Origin of the sequence: Pseudomonas sp. NY15181 (assembly GCF_048068055.1) — a bacterium.
In the GTDB taxonomy this organism is placed as follows: domain Bacteria; phylum Pseudomonadota; class Gammaproteobacteria; order Pseudomonadales; family Pseudomonadaceae; genus Pseudomonas.
In genome coordinates, this window is the sequence record NZ_JBLUPT010000010.1 from 232274 (window position 1) to 253434 (window position 21161).

15 protein-coding genes are annotated in these 21161 nt (G+C 64.6%); 8 read left to right on the forward strand and 7 right to left on the reverse strand.

All coding sequences use genetic code 11. The features are described from left to right. Nucleotides 1–4: 4 nt before the first annotated feature. The 6 genes from ACNFBT_RS22185 to ACNFBT_RS22210 form a co-directional block, all read right to left on the reverse strand. Complete coding sequence (locus tag ACNFBT_RS22185) at nucleotides 5–913, reverse strand: alpha/beta hydrolase (protein WP_416752936.1); 909 nt, start codon at nucleotides 911–913, stop codon at nucleotides 5–7. A gap of 472 nt (nucleotides 914–1385) precedes the next feature. Beyond that, nucleotides 1386–2441, reverse strand: coding sequence for an ABC transporter ATP-binding protein (locus ACNFBT_RS22190; RefSeq protein ID WP_416752888.1), 1056 nt, complete (start codon nucleotides 2439–2441; stop codon nucleotides 1386–1388). A 14-nt stretch (nucleotides 2442–2455) separates the two neighbouring features. Further along, nucleotides 2456–3301, reverse strand: coding sequence for an ABC transporter permease (locus ACNFBT_RS22195; protein ID WP_416752889.1), 846 nt, complete (start codon nucleotides 3299–3301; stop codon nucleotides 2456–2458). Further along, nucleotides 3298–4206 carry an ABC transporter permease gene (locus tag ACNFBT_RS22200; protein ID WP_416752890.1) on the reverse strand — a complete coding sequence of 303 codons (909 nt, stop codon included), beginning with the start codon at nucleotides 4204–4206 and terminating at the stop codon, nucleotides 3298–3300. Before ACNFBT_RS22200 ends, ACNFBT_RS22195 begins: the two co-directional genes overlap by 4 nt. 101 nt (nucleotides 4207–4307) lie before the next feature. Further along, the gene (locus ACNFBT_RS22205; RefSeq protein WP_416752891.1) at nucleotides 4308–5411 is read right to left on the reverse strand and encodes an ABC transporter substrate-binding protein; all 1104 of its coding nucleotides are present in this window, start codon (nucleotides 5409–5411) and stop codon (nucleotides 4308–4310) included. Nucleotides 5412–5771: 360 nt separating this feature from the next. Beyond that, nucleotides 5772–7394, reverse strand: coding sequence for a 5-guanidino-2-oxopentanoate decarboxylase (locus ACNFBT_RS22210; RefSeq protein ID WP_416752892.1), 1623 nt, complete (start codon nucleotides 7392–7394; stop codon nucleotides 5772–5774). 192 nt (nucleotides 7395–7586) lie between these two features. Between ACNFBT_RS22210 and ACNFBT_RS22215 the strand changes: the two genes are divergently transcribed. Continuing rightward, on the forward strand, nucleotides 7587–8486 hold the full coding sequence (locus tag ACNFBT_RS22215; RefSeq protein WP_416752893.1) for a LysR substrate-binding domain-containing protein: 900 nt from the start codon (nucleotides 7587–7589) through the stop codon (nucleotides 8484–8486). Between the two features lie 121 nt (nucleotides 8487–8607). On the opposite strand, the gene ACNFBT_RS22220 is transcribed toward ACNFBT_RS22215, so the two are convergent. Next, the gene (locus ACNFBT_RS22220) at nucleotides 8608–9579 is read right to left on the reverse strand and encodes a helix-turn-helix transcriptional regulator (protein WP_416752894.1); all 972 of its coding nucleotides are present in this window, start codon (nucleotides 9577–9579) and stop codon (nucleotides 8608–8610) included. Between the two features lie 390 nt (nucleotides 9580–9969). Here ACNFBT_RS22220 and ACNFBT_RS22225 point away from each other — a divergent pair, with 390 nt between their 5' ends. The 7 genes from ACNFBT_RS22225 to ACNFBT_RS22255 all read left to right on the forward strand — a co-directional run bounded on the left by ACNFBT_RS22225 (nucleotide 9970) and on the right by ACNFBT_RS22255 (nucleotide 21142). Further along, the gene (locus tag ACNFBT_RS22225; RefSeq protein WP_416752895.1) at nucleotides 9970–11358 is read left to right on the forward strand and encodes a DUF1254 domain-containing protein; all 1389 of its coding nucleotides are present in this window, start codon (nucleotides 9970–9972) and stop codon (nucleotides 11356–11358) included. A gap of 111 nt (nucleotides 11359–11469) precedes the next feature. After that, the gene (locus ACNFBT_RS22230) at nucleotides 11470–12144 is read left to right on the forward strand and encodes a DUF3313 family protein (protein WP_416752896.1); all 675 of its coding nucleotides are present in this window, start codon (nucleotides 11470–11472) and stop codon (nucleotides 12142–12144) included. A gap of 173 nt (nucleotides 12145–12317) precedes the next feature. Continuing rightward, on the forward strand, nucleotides 12318–13547 hold the full coding sequence (locus ACNFBT_RS22235) for an OmpP1/FadL family transporter (RefSeq protein WP_416752937.1): 1230 nt from the start codon (nucleotides 12318–12320) through the stop codon (nucleotides 13545–13547). Between the two features lie 178 nt (nucleotides 13548–13725). Continuing rightward, entirely contained in the window at nucleotides 13726–15183 is a 1458-nt protein-coding gene (locus ACNFBT_RS22240; protein WP_416752897.1) for a DUF1254 domain-containing protein, read from the forward strand. 329 nt (nucleotides 15184–15512) lie between these two features. Beyond that, nucleotides 15513–16175 (forward strand): dihydrofolate reductase family protein, encoded by a 663-nt coding sequence (locus tag ACNFBT_RS22245; protein WP_416752898.1) that lies wholly within the window; start codon nucleotides 15513–15515, stop codon nucleotides 16173–16175. A gap of 200 nt (nucleotides 16176–16375) precedes the next feature. Then, entirely contained in the window at nucleotides 16376–18496 is a 2121-nt protein-coding gene (locus ACNFBT_RS22250; RefSeq protein WP_416752899.1) for a TonB-dependent receptor, read from the forward strand. A 267-nt stretch (nucleotides 18497–18763) separates the two neighbouring features. Beyond that, nucleotides 18764–21142, forward strand: a complete 2379-nt coding sequence (locus tag ACNFBT_RS22255) for a type VI secretion system Vgr family protein (RefSeq protein ID WP_416752900.1) — start codon at nucleotides 18764–18766, stop codon at nucleotides 21140–21142. Nucleotides 21143–21161: the final 19 nt, after the last annotated feature.

Here is a 21161-nt window from a genome sequence, read left to right on the forward strand (position 1 = left end):
CGCGTCACGGCGACATGAACTTGCGAATCGCCTGGATCGTCTGAGTAGGCGCCTCCTCCATCAGCCAGTGCCCGGCGCCGGGCACCACCACTTCGGTGACGTTATCGGCAGCATTGCGCATGACGATGGCTTCGTTGGCGCCGAAGGACTTCGCACCGCCGACCGCGAGCACCGGCATCTTCAGGCGCGTCTTGTTCGACGCTTCGTTGTCCACGGCATCCTGGCGGATGCTGCGGAACTGGGAGAAGGCCGCGCGCATCGCGCCAGGGCGGGCGTAAAGTTTCGCGTAATGCTCGCGAGTGGCCTCGTCCACCTTGTGGGGATCTCCGGCGAAATCGTTCCAGAAACGATCCAGATAGATCCGCTCGCGCCCAGCCACCAGTCGCTCCATATCAGCGCCGCCGAAGTCGAAGTGCCAGAGCAGTGGGGAACGGACGATGTCATTCCAGGGAGGGATTCCGGGGACCGGAGCATCCATGACCACCAGCCGCTCGGTCTGCTGCGGATAACGTGCCGCATAGGCGTAGGCCACCATGGTGCCGATGTCATGGCCGATGACCACCGAATGATCGATACCCAGCGAAGCCAACACGGCCCGGACATCGCCCGCCTGGGTCTTCTTGTCGTAGCCGCCGGCCGGAATCGATGACAAGCCCATGCCGCGCAGGTCCGGTACCACGACGGTGTGGTCCTTGGCCAGATCCGTCGCCAGCGGAGCCCACATGTCGCCGGTATCGCCAAACCCATGAAGAAGCACCACGGCCGGCCCAGCTCCACCGACGCGCACATGAATGGTTGCGCCCTCTACCGCAACGTCCTGGGCACGAAAGGAGGCTGGGAACGCGACGATTCCGGCCTGGGCCGGAATGCTCAGAGTCACCAGCAGCGAAGCGCTCAGCAGGGTGCGAATCATCATGGCATCTCCATGGGTGTCGACTGAAGGAGCGTAGTTCGATTTGCGACTCCTACACGGGAATGCTTTGACGTCCTGAGCCATCACGGGGGCTGATGCGCCAGTGAGCGACCAGGAATGCTGACCGGGTGCTCAGACCTTCAAGTCAGTTCATTCCCGGAAGTGCCGCGTAGCCCGGACTCCGTCGCTGCTTAAAGGCAACTATCGGCCAGAAGCGGCGCCTCACGATCGGCCACCCCGCTCCATCGCTGCTCTAATCGCGGACACCAGCAATCGGCCAACCAGGTGTAGCGTCGCGCTCCAGCAGGCAAACGCGCACGCTCTCGCGAGTCAGAGCCTGCACGACGCCGAAGCCGACTCCGTAGCTGCCGCCTCAGATCAGGGCGCTGCAGTTTTCGAGGAAGAGTTGTATGGAATGGGGCCTTCCGTGGTCATCCGCGCCGACGGTCCTGCGGCCGCCGGCGCGACAGCGTCAAGCGCTGAGTACGCGGCAGGCTTGCTCCGGAATGATCACCGACACGGCCTGGCCTACGCGCAGACCAATGTCCTGGCAGGGCGTGCTGAGGGCGGTCAGCGAGACTCCGGAACACTGGACGGTGGTCTCGATGGTCGCACCGATGTCACGAATGAAGGTCACGGTTCCGTCCAGGCGATTGGCCGCCGGTGCATGCGCCGTCGACAGTTGCAGGTCCTCCGGGCGCACCAGCATGCGCACACTGGCCCCCGCAGGGATGCTTGGGCAATGCGCTGCATTCAATGCCGCGCCGCCCGGCAGGCCGACCTGGCCATTGCCCAGCGCGGTCGCCGGGAAGATGTTGCCCGAGCCGATGAAGTCGGCGACGAAGGCGTTGGCCGGGTTGCGGTAGATCTCGATCGGAGTGCCGACCTGCTGGATGCGGTGTTCGCCGAGCACCACCACGACATCGGCCATGGTCATGGCCTCGCGCTGGTCGTGGGTGACCATGATGGTGGTGATGTTCAGGCGCTGCTGCAGCTGGCGGATCTCCACCTGCATCGACTCGCGCAGCTTGGCGTCAAGCGCCGACAGCGGCTCGTCGAGCAGCAGCAGCTTGGGGTGCGAGGCGATGGCGCGGGCGATCGCCACGCGCTGGCGCTGGCCGCCGGACAGCTTGGCCACCGGCCGGTCGACCATCTGCTGCAACTGGATCATCTGCAGCAGCTCGACGACGCGCGCCTGCTGCTCGGCCTTGCCGACGCCGCGCAGCTTCAGCGGATAGGCGATGTTCTCGCCGACGGTCATGTGCGGGAACAGCGCCAGCGACTGGAACACCATGCCGAAGTTGCGCTGGTGCGCCGGGATGCGGCTGATGTCTTCGCCGTCCAGGAGGATCTCGCCGCCGCTGAGGCTTTCCAGGCCGGCGATCATGCGCAGCAGCGTGGTCTTGCCGCAGCCGGAGGGGCCGAGGAAGCAGACCAGCTTGCCCTGCGGCAGGTGCAGGTTCACGTCTTTCACGGCGCAGGCGGTGCCGTAGTGCTTCTCGACGTTTTGCAGATTCAGTCCATTCATTTTTTCACCTCGAATCAGAACGACACGCCACCTTCGCCAACCAGCTTCTCCAGCGCCCAGATGAGGACGAAGTCGATCAGCACGATCAGCACGGCGAACGAGAACACGGTGGGGTCGAGCGAGGACACGGTGCGGCTGTACATCCAGATCGGCACGGTCATCACGTCGATGTTGTAGAGGAAGTAGGTCACGGTGAATTCGTTGAACGAGACGATGAAGGCCAGCAGCATCCCGGCGAGGATGCCCGAGCGCATCAGCGGCACGACCACGTCGACGATGGCGCGCAGCGGCGAGGCGCCGAGCATCTGCGCGGCTTCCTCGACCTCGCTGCCGATGGCGACCATGGCCGCCGTGCAGTTCTTCACCACGAACGGCAAGGCGAGGATCACGTGGGCGATGACCAGGCGCGAGGTATCCAGGTGCAGCGGCAGGCTGTCGAACACCAGCAGCAGGGCCAGGCCCAGCACGACCATGGGGAACACCAGCGGCAGCGACATCAATTGCAGGGCGACGGCCTTGCCGCGGAATTCGCAGCGGGTCAGCGCGTAGGACGCGGGTACCGCGACCAGGGTGGCGAGGACCATCGTCAGGCAGGACACCAGCAGGCTGGTGCTCAACGCCTTGCCGAGGCTGAGCACGTCGCTCGCATCCGGCGAGACGAAGGTGTGCCAGGCCGCCCGATACCACTGCAGGCTGTAGCTGCTGGGCGGGAAGTCGAGGTTCGCCGCGCCGCTGAAGGACATCACGATCATGCTCAGGATCGGCAGCACGGCAAGCAGCAGGATGGCGCCGGAGAGCACCAGGGCGAAGCGCCCGGTGTCGCCCGGCAGGGTGGGTTGGCGGCGGGACAAGCTGGTCATTGCGAGGCCTCCAGGATGCGCCGGCGACGGCCGGTGACGACTTCCGACAGGGTCATGATGGCGAGGGTGGTGACGATCAGCACCACGCCAGCGGCGGAGGCGGCCGGCCAGTTCATCAGCGGAGCGATCTGGTCATGGACCATCACCGCGAGCATCGGCACGCGCCGCCCGCCCAGCAGCAGCGGCACCACGAAGCTGCTGGCGTTGTAGGCGAAGACCAGGGTGGCCCCGGTGAGAATGCCCGGCAGGCTCATGGGCAGCACCACCTGGCGGAACACCTGGAAGCGGCTGGCGCCGAGGGTCGCGGCCGCCTCTTCGTAGCTGCGCGAGATGCCGCGCATGGCGCTGGCGATGGGCAGCACGGCGAGCGGGAAAGCGGTCTGCACCAGCCCCATGAGCACGCCGTTCTGGTTGTACAGCAGCATCACCGGACGCTTGATCAGGCCCAGGCCCAGCAAGGCCTTGTTGAGCATGCCCGCCGGGCCGAGGATCACCAGCCAGCCGTAGCTCTGCAGCAGCAGGTTGACCAGCAGCGGCAACAGCACGGCGGCGAGGAATATCCGTCGCAGCAGGGGCGATTGCAGGCGCGACATGCTGTAGCCGACGGGGATCGCCAGCAGCACGGCGATCAGCGCGCTGACGAAGGCCAGGCGCAACGTCAGCAGCAGCGACTTGAGGTAGTAGGGTTGGAACAGTTGGGCGTAGCTGGCCAGGCTGAAGCCGGTCCATTCGGCGCCTTTCTCGCCGACGCTCATGCGCACCACCAGCAGGCTGGCGGCGATGAGCACGATGAGGAAGCACAGGGACGGCGTGAGGAACAGCCAGGCACGCGCCGTCGGTGAAAACGCCCGGGCCGGGCGCAGGGGCGCCACGCCGACCGGGCGGGTCGGATTGCTCGATTGCATATCGCGTCTCTCGTCAGAACGGAGAATGTCCGCGTCGCGCGCAGGCGGGACTGGCCGCCGGCGCGCGACTGTTCACGGCCGCCGTGGCGGCCATGGCTGCATCAGGAAGAGAAGATTTCCGTGTAGCGGCGGATCCACTGTTCGTGGACGGTGGAGAGGAAGGCGTTGTCGTGCATGATCGCCTTCTCCGCGATCTGCTCCGGGGTGAGGATGTACGGGCTCTTGCGCGCTTCGGCAGAGATGATCGCCTTGGCGTTGACCGGACCGTTGAAGATGTCCTCGGCCATCTTGCCCTGCACGTAGGGGTCGAGGGAGTGGTCGATGAACGCGTGGGCCAGGTCGGTGTCGCCAGGGCGGTTCTTCGGCAGCACCGAGAGCATCAGGTCGGTGTAGAAGCCCTCCTTCATGCCGAAGGTGGCGCCCAGGCCGTAGTTCGGGTCGCGGATCTGCTTGGGGAAGAACGCCGGCGCGTAGAGGCCGCCGATGTCCAGCGAGCCGGTGCGGAACAGCTCGGCGATCTGGTTGGGGTTCTCGCCCAGCATCATGACCCGGTCCTTGAGCTCTTCGAGCTTCTTGAAGCCGGGCTCGATGTTGTGTTCGTCACCGCCGGCCAGCTTGGCGGCGATGATGATCAGGTCCATGGCCTCGGTCCAGTTCGGCGGCGGCAGGAACAGGCGCCCGGCGTAATTCTCATCCCACAGGGCCGCGTAGCTGTCGGGCACGTCCTTCACCGTGCGCGTGCTGTACACCAGGCTGTTGCACCACAGCAGGTAGCCGATGCCGTGGCCGTCGGCGCCGGTCTGGTATTGGGCGGGAACGTCCTTGAGGTTGGGGATGCGGTTGAGGTCGGGCTTCTCCAGCAGCCCGGCGCTGGCCAGGCCCTCGGCGCCGACGCCGGCCAGGGTGATGACGTCGTACTGCGGGCGGTCGCCGCCGGCCTTGAGCTTGGCGACCATCTCCGAGGTGCTGCCGGTACGGTCGGCGATCACCTTGGCGCCGGTCTTGGCTTCGAAGGTCGCGGCGATGTTGCGCAGCGCCGCAAGGCCTGTGTCGTCGGACCAGGTGAGCAGGCGCAGGGTCTTGCCCTGGAAGCGGTTATCGCTGGCGCTGGCCCGGATGAACGGCATGGACAGGGCGGCCGCCGCCACCGAGGCGGCGCCTACCGTTTTGATGAATTGCCTTCTGCTGAAATCACGCTCGCCCATCTGGGACTCCTTTGCTCTTATCGCTTTTGTTTAGGACGGTCACTGGTGCGCTGCGGTCGGTCGGGGCTGATGACCTCCCGCCTGCCGGACTCCCCTGGCGGCCCCGGAATCCGGAGGGCGCAGGCGGTTCGGCGGGGTCATCCTGCGACTTCGGAGAGGTGCCAACAATCGAAAAAATGTCATCGGAGCCATGTCCTGGATGCATGGCTGGCGTGCGTCCATGCGCAGGCAGCAGACCTCTCTCGAAAGGTCCGCAGTAGAGCTGTTTCACACAAAAAAAGACGCGCCGTGAGGCCGGCGCGTGGCGGGGAACGGTCCCCAGGAAGAGCCCTGCCGCCCGCTGCGGCAGGGAGGGAGGCATCAGCCCTGGCTGCTCATCCAGGTCGCCTGGTCGATCTCGATCAGGGTCGGCAGCGAGCTGGCGCCGGCTTCGCGCAGCGCGGCGCGCAGTGCCGCCTCGTCGCCCGCTCGATGCGCCTTGCAGCCCAGCGCCTTGGCCGCGCCGACGAAGTCGGGGGTGTAGATGTCCACGCCGACCGGCTCGATGTCGCGGTTGACCATGTACTTCTTGATTTCCTCGTAGCCGTGGTTATTCCACAGCAGGACGATCAGCGGCACGTGCGCTTCCGCCGCGCTGGCCAGTTCCGGCAAGGTGAACTGCAGCCCGCCGTCGCCGATCAGGCACAGCACCGGGCGTCGCGTGGCGTCGCCCAGCCATGCGCCGATGGCGGCCGGCAAGGCGTAGCCGAGGGTGCCGTAGCCGGTCGAGGAGTTGAACCAGCGACGCGGCTGTTCCAGGTCGAGGGTCAGGTTGCCGGTGTACACCGGCTGGGTCGAATCACCGACCAGCACGGCTTCGGGCAACTCCTCCAGCGCGGCGCGGAGGAAGCGGGTCTGGGCACGCAGGTTGTCGTCCCAGGTTGCCAGCAGCACTTCGCGCAGACTGGCCGCGCGGCGGGCGCCCCAACTCTCGCTGTCGACCGCCAGCGCCTGACCTTCCAGCGCGCCCAGCAGGGCTTCCAGTGCCAGCCGGGCGTCGGCGACCAGCGCAGCTCGCGGCGGGTAGTTGCGCACCGTCTGGTCCGGGTCGATGTCGATGCGCAGCAGCGCCCCGGGGATCTTGAACCCGCCGGCGAAGGTCACGTCGTAGTCGGTTTCGCCGAGCTCGGTGCCGACCGCGAGGACCACGTCGGCCTCGTTGACCAGTTCGCGGGTGGCGTCGGTGGACTGCGTCGAGCCGATCAGCAGCGGATGCTGCGAGGGCAGCAGGCCCTTGGCGTTGATCGTCAGCGCCACCGGCGCCTGCAGGTGCTCGGCCAGTCGCTGCAGGGCCGGTCCGGCATCGACGGCACCGCCGCCGGCAAGAATCAGCGGACGCTTGGCGCCTGCGAGCAGGCCGGCCATCTCGGCCACCGCCGCCGGTGCGGCGCCGGCGCGCGATACCTGGATCGGCTGGCTGGACAGCAGCGCGTCGGCATTCTCCACCAGCACGTCGAGGGGAATCTCGATGTGCACCGGACGCGGCCGGCCGGCCTGGAACAAGGCGAAGGCGCGAGCCAGCACGGCCGGCAATTCGGCCGCCGACATCAGGGTGTGGGAGAAGGCAGAGCAACCGGCGATCAGGTTGCTCTGCGACGGCAGCTCGTGCAGCTTGCCGCGCCCGCCACCGAGCTGGCTGCGCGACTGCACGCTGGAGATCACCAGCATCGGAATCGAGTCCGCGTAGGCCTGGGCCATGGCCGTGGCGATGTTGGTCATGCCCGGGCCGGTGATGATGAAGCACACCCCGGGTTTGCCGCTGGTGCGCGCATAGCCATCGGCCATGAAGCCGGCGCCTTGTTCGTGGCGCGGGGTGACGTGACGGATCTTCGAGCGGGCGAGCCCGCGATAGAGTTCCACGGTATGCACGCCGGGGATGCCGAACACCTGCTCGACGCCGTAGCCTTCGAGCAATTTCACCAGTACTTCGCCGCATGTGGCCATGGACTTCATCCTTATTGCTTGTCGTCGGTCGGGCGCGCCATCCCGGTGTAACCGCCGGGGAGCAACCGGGGCCGGGGCGTATGGCTCGGCGAGGGGCGCGCATGGGAGACGGCATTGGACCCGCCGGCCGAGGGCGCTGACAAACCAAAATTTGTCATACTAGGCATGTCTTCACCTCATGCCTGAGCCCCGATGAAGCGCTTACCTCCCCTGCCTGCCCTGCACACGTTTCTGGTCACCGCGCAATGCTGCAACTTCACCCGCGCGGCCGGTCTGCTGCATATCACCCAGGGGGCGGTGAGCCGGCAGATCGCCGGCCTGGAAAGCCACCTGGGCTATTCGTTGTTCCAGCGCCAGGCGCGTGGATTGACCCTCACGCCCCAGGGCCGCGAACTGTTGCCGCGCATCCAGCAGGTGTTCGCGTTGATCGAAGAGGCGATGGAAGAGGTCGGCGGCAAGCGCGAGGCGCTGCAGCTCAAGGCCCCCACCTGCATCATGCGTTGGCTGTTGCCGCGCCTGCTGCAGTGGCAGACCGAGCGTCCGGACGTGCCGGTGGAGCTGACCACCACCGTGCAGCACTCTGTGGATTTCCGTAGCGAGGAGTTCGACGCCGCGGTGGTCTACGGCGTGCAGAAGGAGGAAAGCCCGACTTGCCACCGTCTGTTCGACGAGCAGCTGACCCCGGTTTGCGCCCCGCAACTGCTCGACGGTCCGCTACCGCTGGGCGCGCTGGCGGACCTGGAGCGACACATGCTGCTGCACCCGACTCGCGACCAGCGCGACTGGGAGGCCTGGCTGTGTGCGGCCGGCACGCGGGTCAGCAACATGGGCAAGGGCCAGCATTTCGATACCCTGGACCTGGCCGTTTCGGTGGCCACCCAGGGCGCCGGCGTGGCCATGGGCGACTGGGCACTGATCGGCGACGATCTTCGCGCCGGGCGCCTGGTCGCTCCTTTCGAGCTGAAGGTGCGCACCGGTGCGGCTTACTACCTGGTTTATCCCGAACGCCGCGAGACGTCGCCGCAATTGCGCGAGCTGATCGACTGGCTGTTGCTGCAAGCGGCCGAGCCACAGGAGCAGCCGGCCGCCTGATGCCGTTTCGGTATCAGGCGTTCTCCGCCTCGTTGCAATCCGGGCTATCGCTGGTCACCTGGCGGCCCGGGGGCACGTTGATCAGCAGCTTTGGCTGATAGCCGGTCATTTCGCAGCGGACTCAGCGAGCATTCGCCCGTTTCAAGGTCTCGCTCGGTAGCTCGCCAAAAACCCTGCGGTACTGATAGGCGAAGCGGGAGAAATGCCGGAATCCCCATTGCGCAGCGACATCCGCGACACGGCAGTCAGGCCGCGCCATCAACAAGTCGCGCATGACGCCATTGAGGCGAATATTCATGAACCAGCGGCCAGGCGGCATGCCGGTCGTTCGCTTGAAGATCAGCTCCAGGGCCCTGCGGCTATAGCCGCTGCGCCGGGCAATATCGTCCAACTGGACGTCCAGTACATCCTCAGTCATCGCCAGTCGCTCACAAGCCAGCACCAGGCGCAAATGCTGGCGCGCGGTATCCATTCGCTTCCTGTCGGTTTGCGACGCTTCGTCGAGCGCATCGATGTAGCCATCGAGCAAGCCTTGAATAAGGCTATCTGCCAGAACATCGGATATCCCCGACGGTTCGAGGGCGCGCGCCAAGGCAAAGGCATCGTCGGCCAATTGCACCAGGCGCGCCCTGCCGCCTGCGGAAAGACGAATCGACGTGGCGTCGCGACTGGGCAATGCCAAAGGGCGCCCCGTTCGAGCGACAGCCACCGACTGCATGAGTGCTTCCGGCAATACGAGGGTAATCCAGCGGGAACTCCCAGTGGCGTGATAAAGCAGGTCGGCCCCTGGCGAATACACCTGCACCTCGTCGGCCTCGATCGAGGTTGTGTTGTAGCGAACTACCTCGGCGCCCTCTGCAGCTATTCCGATGCACAGCATGTCCTTTGGCATGACACCGCAAGCGGCCACGGGAAAGTCATAGCTGCCAGTCTCCAGCACGACATTGGCCGATGCCAGACGCTGATGCCCCATACTCGAATGACGGGCCGAGAACAGTCGATGCTCGAAATGCCCGCCATAGACGACGTCGCAGGCCAGCGATGGGTCCAGGCCCGAATAACTGTATCGCTGAAAAGATGCTCCGTTGCGCATGGCCTGGTCTTCCTGACGTTTTTCGTTTTTCGGCTATCGGATTTCAGAAGTCAGCCTAGACTAGCGACAGAAAATTCCAGCTACTGTCGTCGAAATTTCGACTACTTCAATTACTCCCATTATCGTCAACCACCACTGGCCTTCAAAACAGAGTTGCACTGTTGCCTCTCATGGCAGCAGCACGACTTGGAGAAACCCCTGAAAATCGCCGCCTCCGGGCTGCACTTGTTTATCGATTCACTTCGGCCAATAACCGGTCGAGGCAACTAGAGATGGAGTTCATCGATGTTCTCAGCCTTCAAGCAAACCGCACTGACGACCGCGTGAGCCGCCGCGCTTGCTGTCGCCAGCCCCCTTCTCCTTGCCCAGGATTCGGCTCCTGCCTCCCCGTTGATCAAGCAGCTCAACAATGGCAACTGGCTCGACCCGAAGGAGGCCGAGAGCCTGCGTGACGAGCTGTACTACCAGCGGGCCGTGTACGCCTACATGACCATGCTGCCGTTGCTCAATACCATCGGCATGAAAGACGGTTCGGAGAAAGCCTTCGGCGCCGGCTACAACGTCCTGCCGATCTGGAAGGAACGCATGGACGCCCGCACCATGGTGCCCACGCCCAATGCCGACGTGATCTATTCCATGAGCTACCTGGACCTGAAGAAGACCGGGCCCCTGGTAGTGAAGGCGCCGGCGAACGTCATCGGCATGTTCACCGACTTCTTCCAGCGCACCCTTACCGACGTCGGCGCCATCGGCCCCGACCGCGCTCGCGGCGGCCTCTACCTGCTGCTGCCGCCGGACTACAACGGCCCGGTACCGGGCGGCTACTTCGCCGTGAAGTCGCGCACCTATAACGTCTTCCTGTTCTTCCGCACCGTCATGGCCAAGGGCGACGGCAAGCCCGACCCGGTGCCGGCGGTGAAGAACGCCGAGACCACCCGCGTCTATCCGCTGTGGGCGACCGAAAAGGACGCCAAGCCGATGCAGTTCCCCGACGCCAGCGGCAAGAACCTGAACATGATGTACCCCGTCGACAACGCCTACTGGACCAAGCTCAAGGCCTTCGTCGACTACGAGCCGGTCGAGTCCATCGACCCGGAACTGCGCGGCGTGCTGGCCTCCATCGGCATCGTCAAGGGCGAGCCCTTCAAGCCGACCGAAAAGCAGCAGGAGCTGCTGAAGAAAGCCGTGGAAATCGCGCCGAAGATGATCCTCGCCAACCGCCAGTTGGGCCGCGAGGACAAGCGCAACCTCTACTACACCGATCGCCAGTACGAAAACACCTGGGCCGGTGGCACCAACGACTGGATGCAGGAGAGCTACCTGGACACCAACCAGCGCGCCAACTTCTTCCAGTTCGCCTATTCCTCCGCCCCGGCGATGGTGATGCACACCACCGGCGCCGGCTCCAAGTACCCCTTCACCGGGCGCGACAAGGACGGCAAGTTCCTCGAAGGCGGCAACACCTACAAGCTGCGCCTGCCGCCGAACCCGCCGGCCGCGCTGTTCTGGGCGGTGACCGCCTACAACATCACCGACGGCACCATGCCCGAAACCAAGCAGCTGCTGCCGTCCACCAACGGCTACTACGACATTCCCAAGCAGGCCGATGGCTCCATCGAGATCTGGTTCGGCCCGGAGAAGCCCAAGGATGTGGCCGACGCGGCCTTCATCGAGACCATTCCGGGGCGCAACTTCCTGGTCGCCTTGCGCCTCTATGGCACCGAGGACGCGTTCTACGACCAGACCTGGAAACCCGATGACGTCGTCAAGGTGAAGTAACGCCAATCACCGTTCCGGACCCGACCTGCCCTGGGGAACATGGCCAGGTCGGGTTCCCACAGAGCTCCCCCATAAAACCAACTTGCGACACCGACCATAGGAAGGATCACCATGCAAATGAAGTTTCTGGCCGCATCGTTGTGCCTGGCAACGCTCGCGCTGTCAGGCTGTGCCAGCAAGTATGTCGAGCCCGAGCAATACTCCGGATTCCTGAAGAACTACAGCAACCTCACCGAAGAAAAGTCCCCCTCCGGCGCGCCGGTCATGCGCTGGATCGATCCGAGCGTGGACGTGAAGCGCTTCTCCAGCGTCTACATCGAGCCCAGCCAGCTCTACCCGCAGCCCAAGCCCACCGAGAAGATTCCGGCCAGCACCCTGACGGGCATTACCCAGTACTACGACCAGGCGCTGAAGACCCAATTCTCCAAGGCCCTGCCGCTGGCCACCGCCCCCGGTCCGGGCGTGCTGGTCGTGCGCCCGGCGATCACCGCCGTCAGTGCCTCGACCAAGGGCCTGCAGCCCTACGAGGTCATCCCGATCGCCCTGATCGCCGCCGGCATCAGCACCGCCACCGGCATCCGCGACCAGGACACCAGCATCGCCACCGAAGCCGCCTTCCTCGACGGCGGCAGCAACAAGGTCGTGGCCGAGGTCGTGCGCAAGGGCGCCGGCACTGAGCTGGAGAACTCCTCCCAGGTCATGCAGGCCAAGGACGCCCGCGCCGTGCTCGATGGCTGGGCACAGGACATGGTCAAGTCGTTCCAGCAGCTCAAGTCGAAGCAATAAGAGGCCCGTCAGTGGAGCGTCCTGCCGCATTGCCGGGCAGGCGCACCCTGAAGCACCCGAGCGACTACTCCCGGCCCCTGTGGGGCTAATGAGGAAACAGCATGCAACGCGACCGACACCACAACTCTCGCCGATACCACCTCCCTGCCCTGGCTTGCGGGTTGAGCCTGGCCATGGGCAACGCCTGGGCCGGTGGCATCTTCATCTACGAGGCGGGCCAGGAAGGCGCCGGCCTTGCCAACGCCGGCGCCGCCGCCCTGGCCAGCGACCCCAGCGTGCTGATGAGCAACCCGGCCGGCATCACTGAACTGGCGGGCACCCAGATCAGCGCCAACGCCCAGCTGATCCTTGGCGACTTGCGCTTCTCCCGTGACGGCAACAACCAGTTCGATGGCAATGAAGGCGGCAACGCACTGCAATACCTGCCCGGCGCCAGCTTCTTCATCAGCCACCAGATCGACGAGCGCTCCGCCATCGGTTTTGGCATGTACGGCAACTTCGGCCTGGCGGTGAACTACGACGACGATTGGGCCGGCCGTTACTTCACCCAGGAAGCGGCCATCATCGGCGTTTCCTTCCAGCCGACCATCGCCCACAAGTTCACCGACCAGCTCTCGGTAGGCATCGGCCCGCGCATCATGTACGGCTACTACCGCACCGAGATGGCGATCAACAACAATCTGCTGGGCCTGGCGGATCGCCCCGACGGCCAGCTCGAATACAAGGACACCGACGTCGGCACCGGGGTCAACCTCGGGCTGCTCTACAAGGTCGATGAGCGCACCCAGATCGGTCTCGCCTACACCAGCAAGGTGAAACTGGAGTTCAAGGACAGCCCGGACGTGCGCAAGGTCAGCAATCCGATCATCAACGCGGCCCTGAACCGCCTGGATGTCGATGCGCTGCAACTGGACATGAATGTTCCGCAGACCGTCCTGTTGAGCATCGCGCATCAGCTCGACCCGCAGTGGAAGCTGCTGGGCAGCCTGGGTTGGCAGGACTGGAGCGACTTCGGCCAGATCGGCGTCGATGTCGACGCCAACGCCGGCGGCGTGGATCGCACCGTCGACCGCCAGTACAAGGACACCTGGCACGCCTCGGTGGGCGCCCAGTACCAGATCAATCCGCGACTGCGCTGGAACATGGGCCTGGGCTATGACAGCTCGGCGGTGGACGACAAGGACCGCACCGTGGACAACCCCATGGGCGAAACCTGGCGCCTGGCCACGGGGGTCAACTACCAGCTCGAAGAAGGCCTCGACCTGCACCTGGCCTATACCCTGGCCTGGCTCGGCGACATGGAAGACGAACAGACCAAGAGCCGGTCCGGCACTACCCTTTCCGGCAGCTATCACAACGCTGCGCTGCACATCATCGGCGGCGGCGCGACATGGCGCTTCTGATCTGACACGGGAATCGGTATCCACTAGAAGGAGGCAACCTGGCCGCTCCACTGGCCAGCACCGCACTGGCTTGAAAAGCATTGCGGACGCCGGAGAAAGAATGCCCGGCACCTGCCTCCATCAGCATGCAAGGAATTTTATGATGAGCCACATAAGGAACTTGAAAACGAACTACAGAATGACGGCACTTTCGGCGGCGCTACTCACGCTGACGTTCGGAGTGCCGCTGTCCCAGGCGACGGAGCAGGCTCAATCCGCCACCGTGCAGATCACCCAACCGGCCACCGGCGTGCTGATGCACCCCGAGTACGCCAAGACTGTCGCGCGCATGGCCTATCTCTGGGGCTGGCCGATGGTGAACATGATCAATCGCAACGAGAAGATCACCAAAGCCCCACATCCAGGTCTGCTGGGCGGCATCCTGCCAGCGGCGCCGCGTGGTCAGATCGGCATGCTGCATGACTACATCACTCCGGCAGAAACCTTCGTCACCTGCCCGAACCAGGATGTCGTCTACGGCTTGGGCTTCTTCTCCTTGGACGACGAACCGGTGATCGCCCAGGTGCCCGACTTCGGCGACCGCTTCTGGGTCTACGCACTGTACGACCAGCGCACCGATCAGTTCGGCCAGCTCGGCAAGCCCTACACTAGCAAGCCCGGCTTCTACCTGCTGGTCGGCCCGAACTGGAAAGGCGAGAAGCCGGCAGGCGTCGAGGCCATCATCCGCAGTCCCACGGCTCTGGCCAACGCCATTCCGCGCATCTTCATGGACGACACCCAGGACGACCGGGCGGCGATCCAGGAAAAACTCAATCAGGTGGTGTTCTACCCGTTGAAGGACTTCGACGGGAAGATGAAAACCATCGACTGGAAGAACACGCCGAACATCCCAGTTCCCAACGCGGACAGCGCCAGCAAGGGTGAAACCAAGTGGGTGATCCCGGAGAAGTTCTTCGACCAGTTCCCGAAAGTGCTGGAAATGGTCCCGCCGCTGCCAGGCGAGGAAGCGCTGTACGGCCAATTCCGCCTGCTGATGGACGCCGCCGACAAGGACCCGGCAATCAAGAAACTGCTGGTCCAGACGGCGGTGGAGAGCGAGAAGGAGCTGATCAAACCCTTCTTCGAGTGGCAGCATAACGGCCGCCCGGCTGGCAACGGCTGGAATCGCTCGACCAACAACGCGCAGTTCGGCGTCGACTACTTCAACCGTACCGGCACATCCAAGTCGAACATGTTCGACAACCGTCCGACCGAGACCCAGTACTTCTACACCGACTTCGACCAGTCGGGCGCGCAGCTCAATGGCGGTCACAGCTACGAGGTGACCTTCGCCGCCGGCCAGGAACCGCCGGTGCAGGGCTTCTGGTCGCTGACGCTGTACAACGAGAAGCACCTGTTCAGCGCCAACAAGCTCAACCGCTACTCGCTGGGCACCAAGAATGCCAAGACCCTCCAGCACAACGCCGACGGCTCGCTGACGATTTACGTCGGCCCGACCTCGCCAGGCAAGGACAAGGAAACCAACTGGTTGCCGTCGCCGAAGGAGTCCATCTCGCTCTATCTCCGCGCCTACTGGGGCAAGGAGCCGATCATCGACGGCAGCTGGAAGCCGCCGGTGATCAAAAAAGTTAAGTAACCTGGCATGACAAAAAAGCCGCCACATTCGAAATGTGGCGGCTTTTTTTGTGCTGGGACGACAGTCCGCCTTGAGTCGATTGCAGCGGCTCGAGACGAGCCTCAACCGACCACCCGCAATCGTTGAACAGTGTTCCCGGCCCTTCGCCAAACCGGGCATCGATACGGACTTACCGCCTTCACTCTCGTCCGCTACATTGACCCTACTGTCGAAACGGCTTGGCATGGACTCGCTGCGCAGGCAACTGCTTACGCGCGACACACTCCGCGCCTGCCAGTAGGCATGTCCGAATGCCGGCGTCCTGCCGGGCGTCCAAGTGGAGGCAGACGATGACACGGGTTCGCGTTGAAGGCTTCACCCTCTCACTCGACGGATACGGAGCAGGCCCGGATCAGGACATCGACAACCCACTCGGCGTGGGCGGAACGGAACTGCACCAGTGGCTGTTCCCGACACGCACGTTCCAGCGGGCCTTGTTCGGCCAGGAAGACGGTACGACCGGGGTTGACGATGATTTCGCCGCCCGTGGCTTTCGGAACGTCGGCGCCTGGATTCTCGGCAGGAACATGTTCGGGCCCATTCGTGGGGACTGGCCGGACACAGACTGGAAAGGCTGGTGGGGCGACAATCCGCCGTACCACGTTCCGGTCTTCGTCCTGACCCACCACGCTCGCCCCTCCATCGAGATGGAAGGCGGCACGACCTTCCACTTCATCACCGGCGGCATTCGCGAGGCGCTCGACCGTGCACGCGTGGCCGCTACCGGAAAGGACGTGCGGATCGGCGGAGGGCCGGACACCCTCCGGCAATATCTTCGCGAAGGCCTCATCGATGAGCTGCACATTGCGATCTCGCCCGTCCTGCTCGGCCGGGGAGAATCGCTGTTCGAAGGGCTCGACCTACGGACCCTGGGCTACGAGTGCGTTGAATTCGTAGCGTCGGCGAAGGCCACGCATGTCGTCCTGCGGAGGCAAGGGTCCGCGAGCGCCTGACGGGCCGATGTACCTGGCGGGCAGAGGCCAGGGCGCCCGCCACCACCTCCTCGCGCCCCTCTCCCCCGCCTGAAGTAACCGCCCCCGCTCTGCTCAGTCCCCAGCGGCACGACCCGCCTCGAATTGTATTGAGACATTTACACACGATTCGTATTTGCGAATAATTACTATTTATTCCCACAAAAAACGAGTCGCACCCCATGGTAAAAAAGTCTGTCGCCCCGGCATCCCTCTCGATGCTGGGCCTGCTGGTCATCCCCACCGTTCACGCTGAATCCCAGGACACCCTGGCGCTGCCGGAAACTTCCGTCACCGCCGCTTACGACCAGCAAAGCTACAACCTCGGCGACAGCAAAAGCGCGCTGAAGATCGACGCTCCCCTGCGCGACATTCCCCAAACGGTCAACGTCGTGCCGCAGAGCGTGATCAAGGACCAGGGCGCCCAGTCCATGGAGGACGTGCTGAAGAACGTACCCGGCGTCGGTTTCTCCAACGGCGATGGACAGCGCGACCAGGTCACCATCCGTGGCTTCAGTGCCATCGGCGACATGTACATCGACGGCATCCGCGACGATGCCCTGTACTTCCGCGACCTTTCCAACATCGAGCGCGTCGAGGTCATCAAGGGCCCCGCCGCCGTGCTCTACGGCCGTGGCTCCTCCGGCGGCCTGATCAACAGCATCTCCAAGACCCCCGGCTTCGCGCCCAAGCACGAGGTGGGCATGACCGTCGACAGCGAGGGCAAGCGCCGCACGCAGTTCGATACCGGCTGGGCCGACCCGCAGACCAACCAGGCGTATCGCGTCACCGGTGCCTTCGAGGACAGCGACACCTTCCGCGACGACGGCTACATCGACCGCAAGGCCATCGCGCCCTCGGCCTACTTCCGGCTCTCCGACGACCTGGAGCTCAACCTCGGCGCCAGCTACCTGTACGACAAGCGCCTGATCGACTTCGGCATCCCCGCCCTGGGCGACCGCCCGGTGGACGTCGACCGGGACAAGCGTTTCGGCTCCGGCGACCCGGATCAGGACTACGCCCGCAGCGAAGTGTTCTCGCTCACCAGCGCCCTGAACTACCAGATCAACGACGACCTCAGCCTGACCAACAGCACCCGCTTCTACCGCTACGACCTGGACCGCAACAACACCCTGGCCGACACCAGCCCCACCCGCTTCGTCACCTCGCCCGACGGCGAACTGCTGGTGAAGCTCAACCGCGGCAACGTGGCCCGCGACGAATACGGCGTGTTCAACCAGACCGAACTGAAGCAGCACGCGCAACTGGCCGGCATGCAGCACAACCTGCTGTATGGCGTCGAAGTGGGCGTCCAGGACAAGCACCAGCGCGTGTTCAGCCAGAACAATGTGGCCCAGGTTCCGGTGTTCGGCGATGGCCTGGTGCCGGTCCCGGAGCACGCCGCCAACCTGTCGTCCAAGGGCACCAACACCCAGGACACCACCGGCTTCTACGTGCAGGACCTGATCGAACTGAATGAGCAGTGGAAAGCGCTGCTGGGCGTGCGCTACGACATCTTCGGCCAGGAGTACGACGACGAACGCGTGCAGAACGTCGACCTCGACCGCACCGACAGAACCTGGAGCCCGCGCGCCGGCCTGGTGTACCAACCGGACCAGATCCAGTCCTACTACGTTTCCGTCAGCCGCAGCTATCAGCCGTCCGGCGAAGTGTTCGCGGTAAGCCCGTCCAACCAGAACCTCGAACCCGAGGAAACCACCAACTACGAGATCGGCACCAAGTGGGACCTGCTGGACAACCACCTCTCGGTCACCGCCGCGATCTTCCGTCTCGAACGCACCAACATGAAGACCGCCGACCCGACCAACCCGAACCTGACCGTGCTGGCCGGCGAGCAACGCACCGACGGCTTCGAGGCCACGATCAGCGGGCAGTTGACGGACAACTGGCAGATCTACGCCGGCTACGCCTACCTCGACGCGGAGATCACCAAGTCCAACAGCAAGACCAACGGCGTGCCCAACGAAGGCCAGGTGCCCACGCTCACCCCACGCAACAGCGCCAACCTCTGGCTGGTACGCAGCCTCACCCCGGAATGGCGCGTCGCCGCCGGCGCCAACTACGTTGATGACCGCTACACGGCGCTGGACAACAACGTGGTGATGCCGAGCTACACCACCGTCGACACGGCCCTGTTCTACACCCTGCCGCACTGGGACATGGCGCTGCGCCTGAAGAACGTCTTCGACCGTGACTACTACGCCTCGGCGCACGGCTCGGTAGACCTCATCACCCCCGGTGCGCCACGGACCCTGGAAGCGAGCTTGAACTATCGCTTCTAGGGAAATGCTGCGGCTGGCCTGCCGACACTTGGAGGTGCGCCTGTAAAACGCAGAATCCCGGGTAAGACCCGGGTTTCTGGCGGAACCGACCAGCTTTGCTCGATCCGGAAAGTGCGTTGAACAGATTACGGAAGGATTGGCGCTGCCTTGCTCGAGGATTCCCTCAAGGCTGACGCCGATTCGTCAGGTGGTTTGGGACATTGCTGATCGTGGCAGTTGCACCCAGTGGGCTAAAAACGGACCTCCTCCGGAAAAGGAAGCCCGCCCATGCTCGCCACACGCCCGCTCCTCTTCGACCATAGCCGGCACAAGCTCTTCATCCATGACCTCGTCGCGCCCATCGATACGCTCAGCTTCGAGGGCGAGGAAAGGCTCTCCGAAGCCTTCACCTATCGCATCACCTTCACCAGCACCGAGCTCGACATACCCCCCGCGCAGGTGCTGCTGAAAGAGGCCCGCTTCTGCCTTCATCCAGCGCCCACATCGTTGCCCTTCGCCGGCCAGGGCGCCGTGCCGGCAGCGCCCCTGCGTACCCTGCACGGCGTCATTACGCAGTTCCGCCGCCTGCCCGTCGACTCCCGCGACGAAGCCCATTACGAAGTCACCCTGCAACCCCGCCTGGCCCTGCTCGGGCTTGGCCGGCAGCACCGCATCTTCCAGCATCAATCCGTGCCGGAAATCGTCGAGAGCATCCTGCGCGAGCACGGCCTGGCCGGGCAGGACTTCAACTTCCAGACACTCAAGCGCGAGTACCCCAAGCGCGAACAGGTGATGCAATTCGGTGAATCGGACCTCGCCTTCATCGCCCGCCTGCTCGCCGATGTCGGCATCTGGTTCACCTTCGGTAGCAACCGGAAGCTGAACATAGAAGTCATCGAATTCCACGACGACCAGCGCGGCTACCACTTCGATGTCGAACTGCCCTGCCGCCCGCTCTCGGGCACCAGCAGCAGCGGCCAGGACAGCGCCTGGAACCTGCGCAGCCAGCACCGGGTGGTGGAGCGGCACATCAACATCCGCGCCTACCACTACGCCGACGCGGCGGCCTTCCTCGATGGCGAGGTCGACCACAGCCGTGGCGCAAAAGGTTTGTACGGCGATGCCTACCACTACGCCGAACCCTATCGGGTCCTGGGCGATCCGCTGGGGCTGGACGAGCAGGACCTGCAAAGCGAATCCGGCTACTTCTACGCACGGCTGCGCCACGAGCGCTACCTCAATGGCCGCACCCGGCTCAGCGGAGTCACCAGCAGCGCTACCCTGCAACCCGCCGACGTACTGACACTCAGCGGCGGCGCGCCGCTGGCTTTCACTCCGCGCATCGTGATCACCCGCCTGATCACCCGCGCCGTCCGTGATCGCAGCTTCGAAGCGCAATTCGAGGCCATTCCCTATTCCGCGAGCGTCTGCTTCCGCCCGCCGCTGCGCAACAAACCGCGTATCGCCGGCACCGTCCCGGCGCGCATCGTCAGCCCCGAAGAACACCCCACCTATGCCGAAATCGACCGGGACGGCAAATACCGGGTCGAATTCCTCTTCGACCGCACGCCGTGGAAGCGCGGACACAGCAGCGCCTGGCTACGCCTGGCCCGCCCCTATGCCGGCGACACCTACGGCCTGCACCTGCCACTACTGGCCGGCACCGAGGTGGGCGTGGCCTTCGAACAGGGCGATATCGACCGCCCGTACATCGCCTATTGCTTCCATGACTCCCGCCATCCCGACCTCGTCACCCTGCAGAACTACCGGGAAAACAGACTGCGCACGCCAGCCAACAACGAACTGGTGCTAGGCGATCAACGCGGCCAGGAACGCATCGAACTGAGCACCGAGCACAGCGGCAAGAGCCAGCTCAACCTCGGCCACCTGGTGGACACACAAAAACAGAAACGCGGCGAAGGCTTCGAACTGCGCACCGACGGCCACGGCGCCGTGCGTGCGGGCAAGGGCCTGTTCATCAGCGCCGACGCACAGCCGAGCGCCCAGGGCGACACCCTCAGCATGGACGCCGCTATCCGCGAACTACAGGAGGCACTGGAACTGGTCCGCAGCATGGCTCGCGATGCCGCCCTTGCCATCGCCCACGAGCCGGACCAATACGCCCCGGAACAACTCAAGGCCGCCCTGGAGTTGCTGAAGCAGCCCGGCATCCTCGCCTCGGCGCCCGCCGGCATCGCCCTCACCAGCGGCCAGCACCTGCAACTGGCTGCCGGGCAGAACCTGATCGCCACCGCCCGCGCCAACATGGACGTCAGCGTGGCCAAGCGATTCACCGCCGCCGTGGGGCAAAGCATCGGCCTGTTCGTGCGCAAGCTGGGCATGAAGCTCTACGCCAACCAGGGCCCGGTGACGATCCAGGCGCAAAACGACAGCTTGGAACTGCTCGCCCGCCACGGCCTGGACATCGTCAGCACCGAGGACGAGATCCACATCACCGCCAGGAAGAAGATCACCCTCAACGCCGGCGGCACCTACATCACCCTCGACCCGTACCGTATCGAGCTGGGCACCCGGGGCGACTTCACCATCAAGGCGGCGCATTTCGAGTTTCGCGGGCCGGCCAAATTGCACCCGGACGTTCCCTGGCTACCCCGCGAGCTGAACGACGAAGCCAAGCCGAAAACCGGCTACCCCCTCTCGATGTAAGCGAAGCGCAAGGACCCTT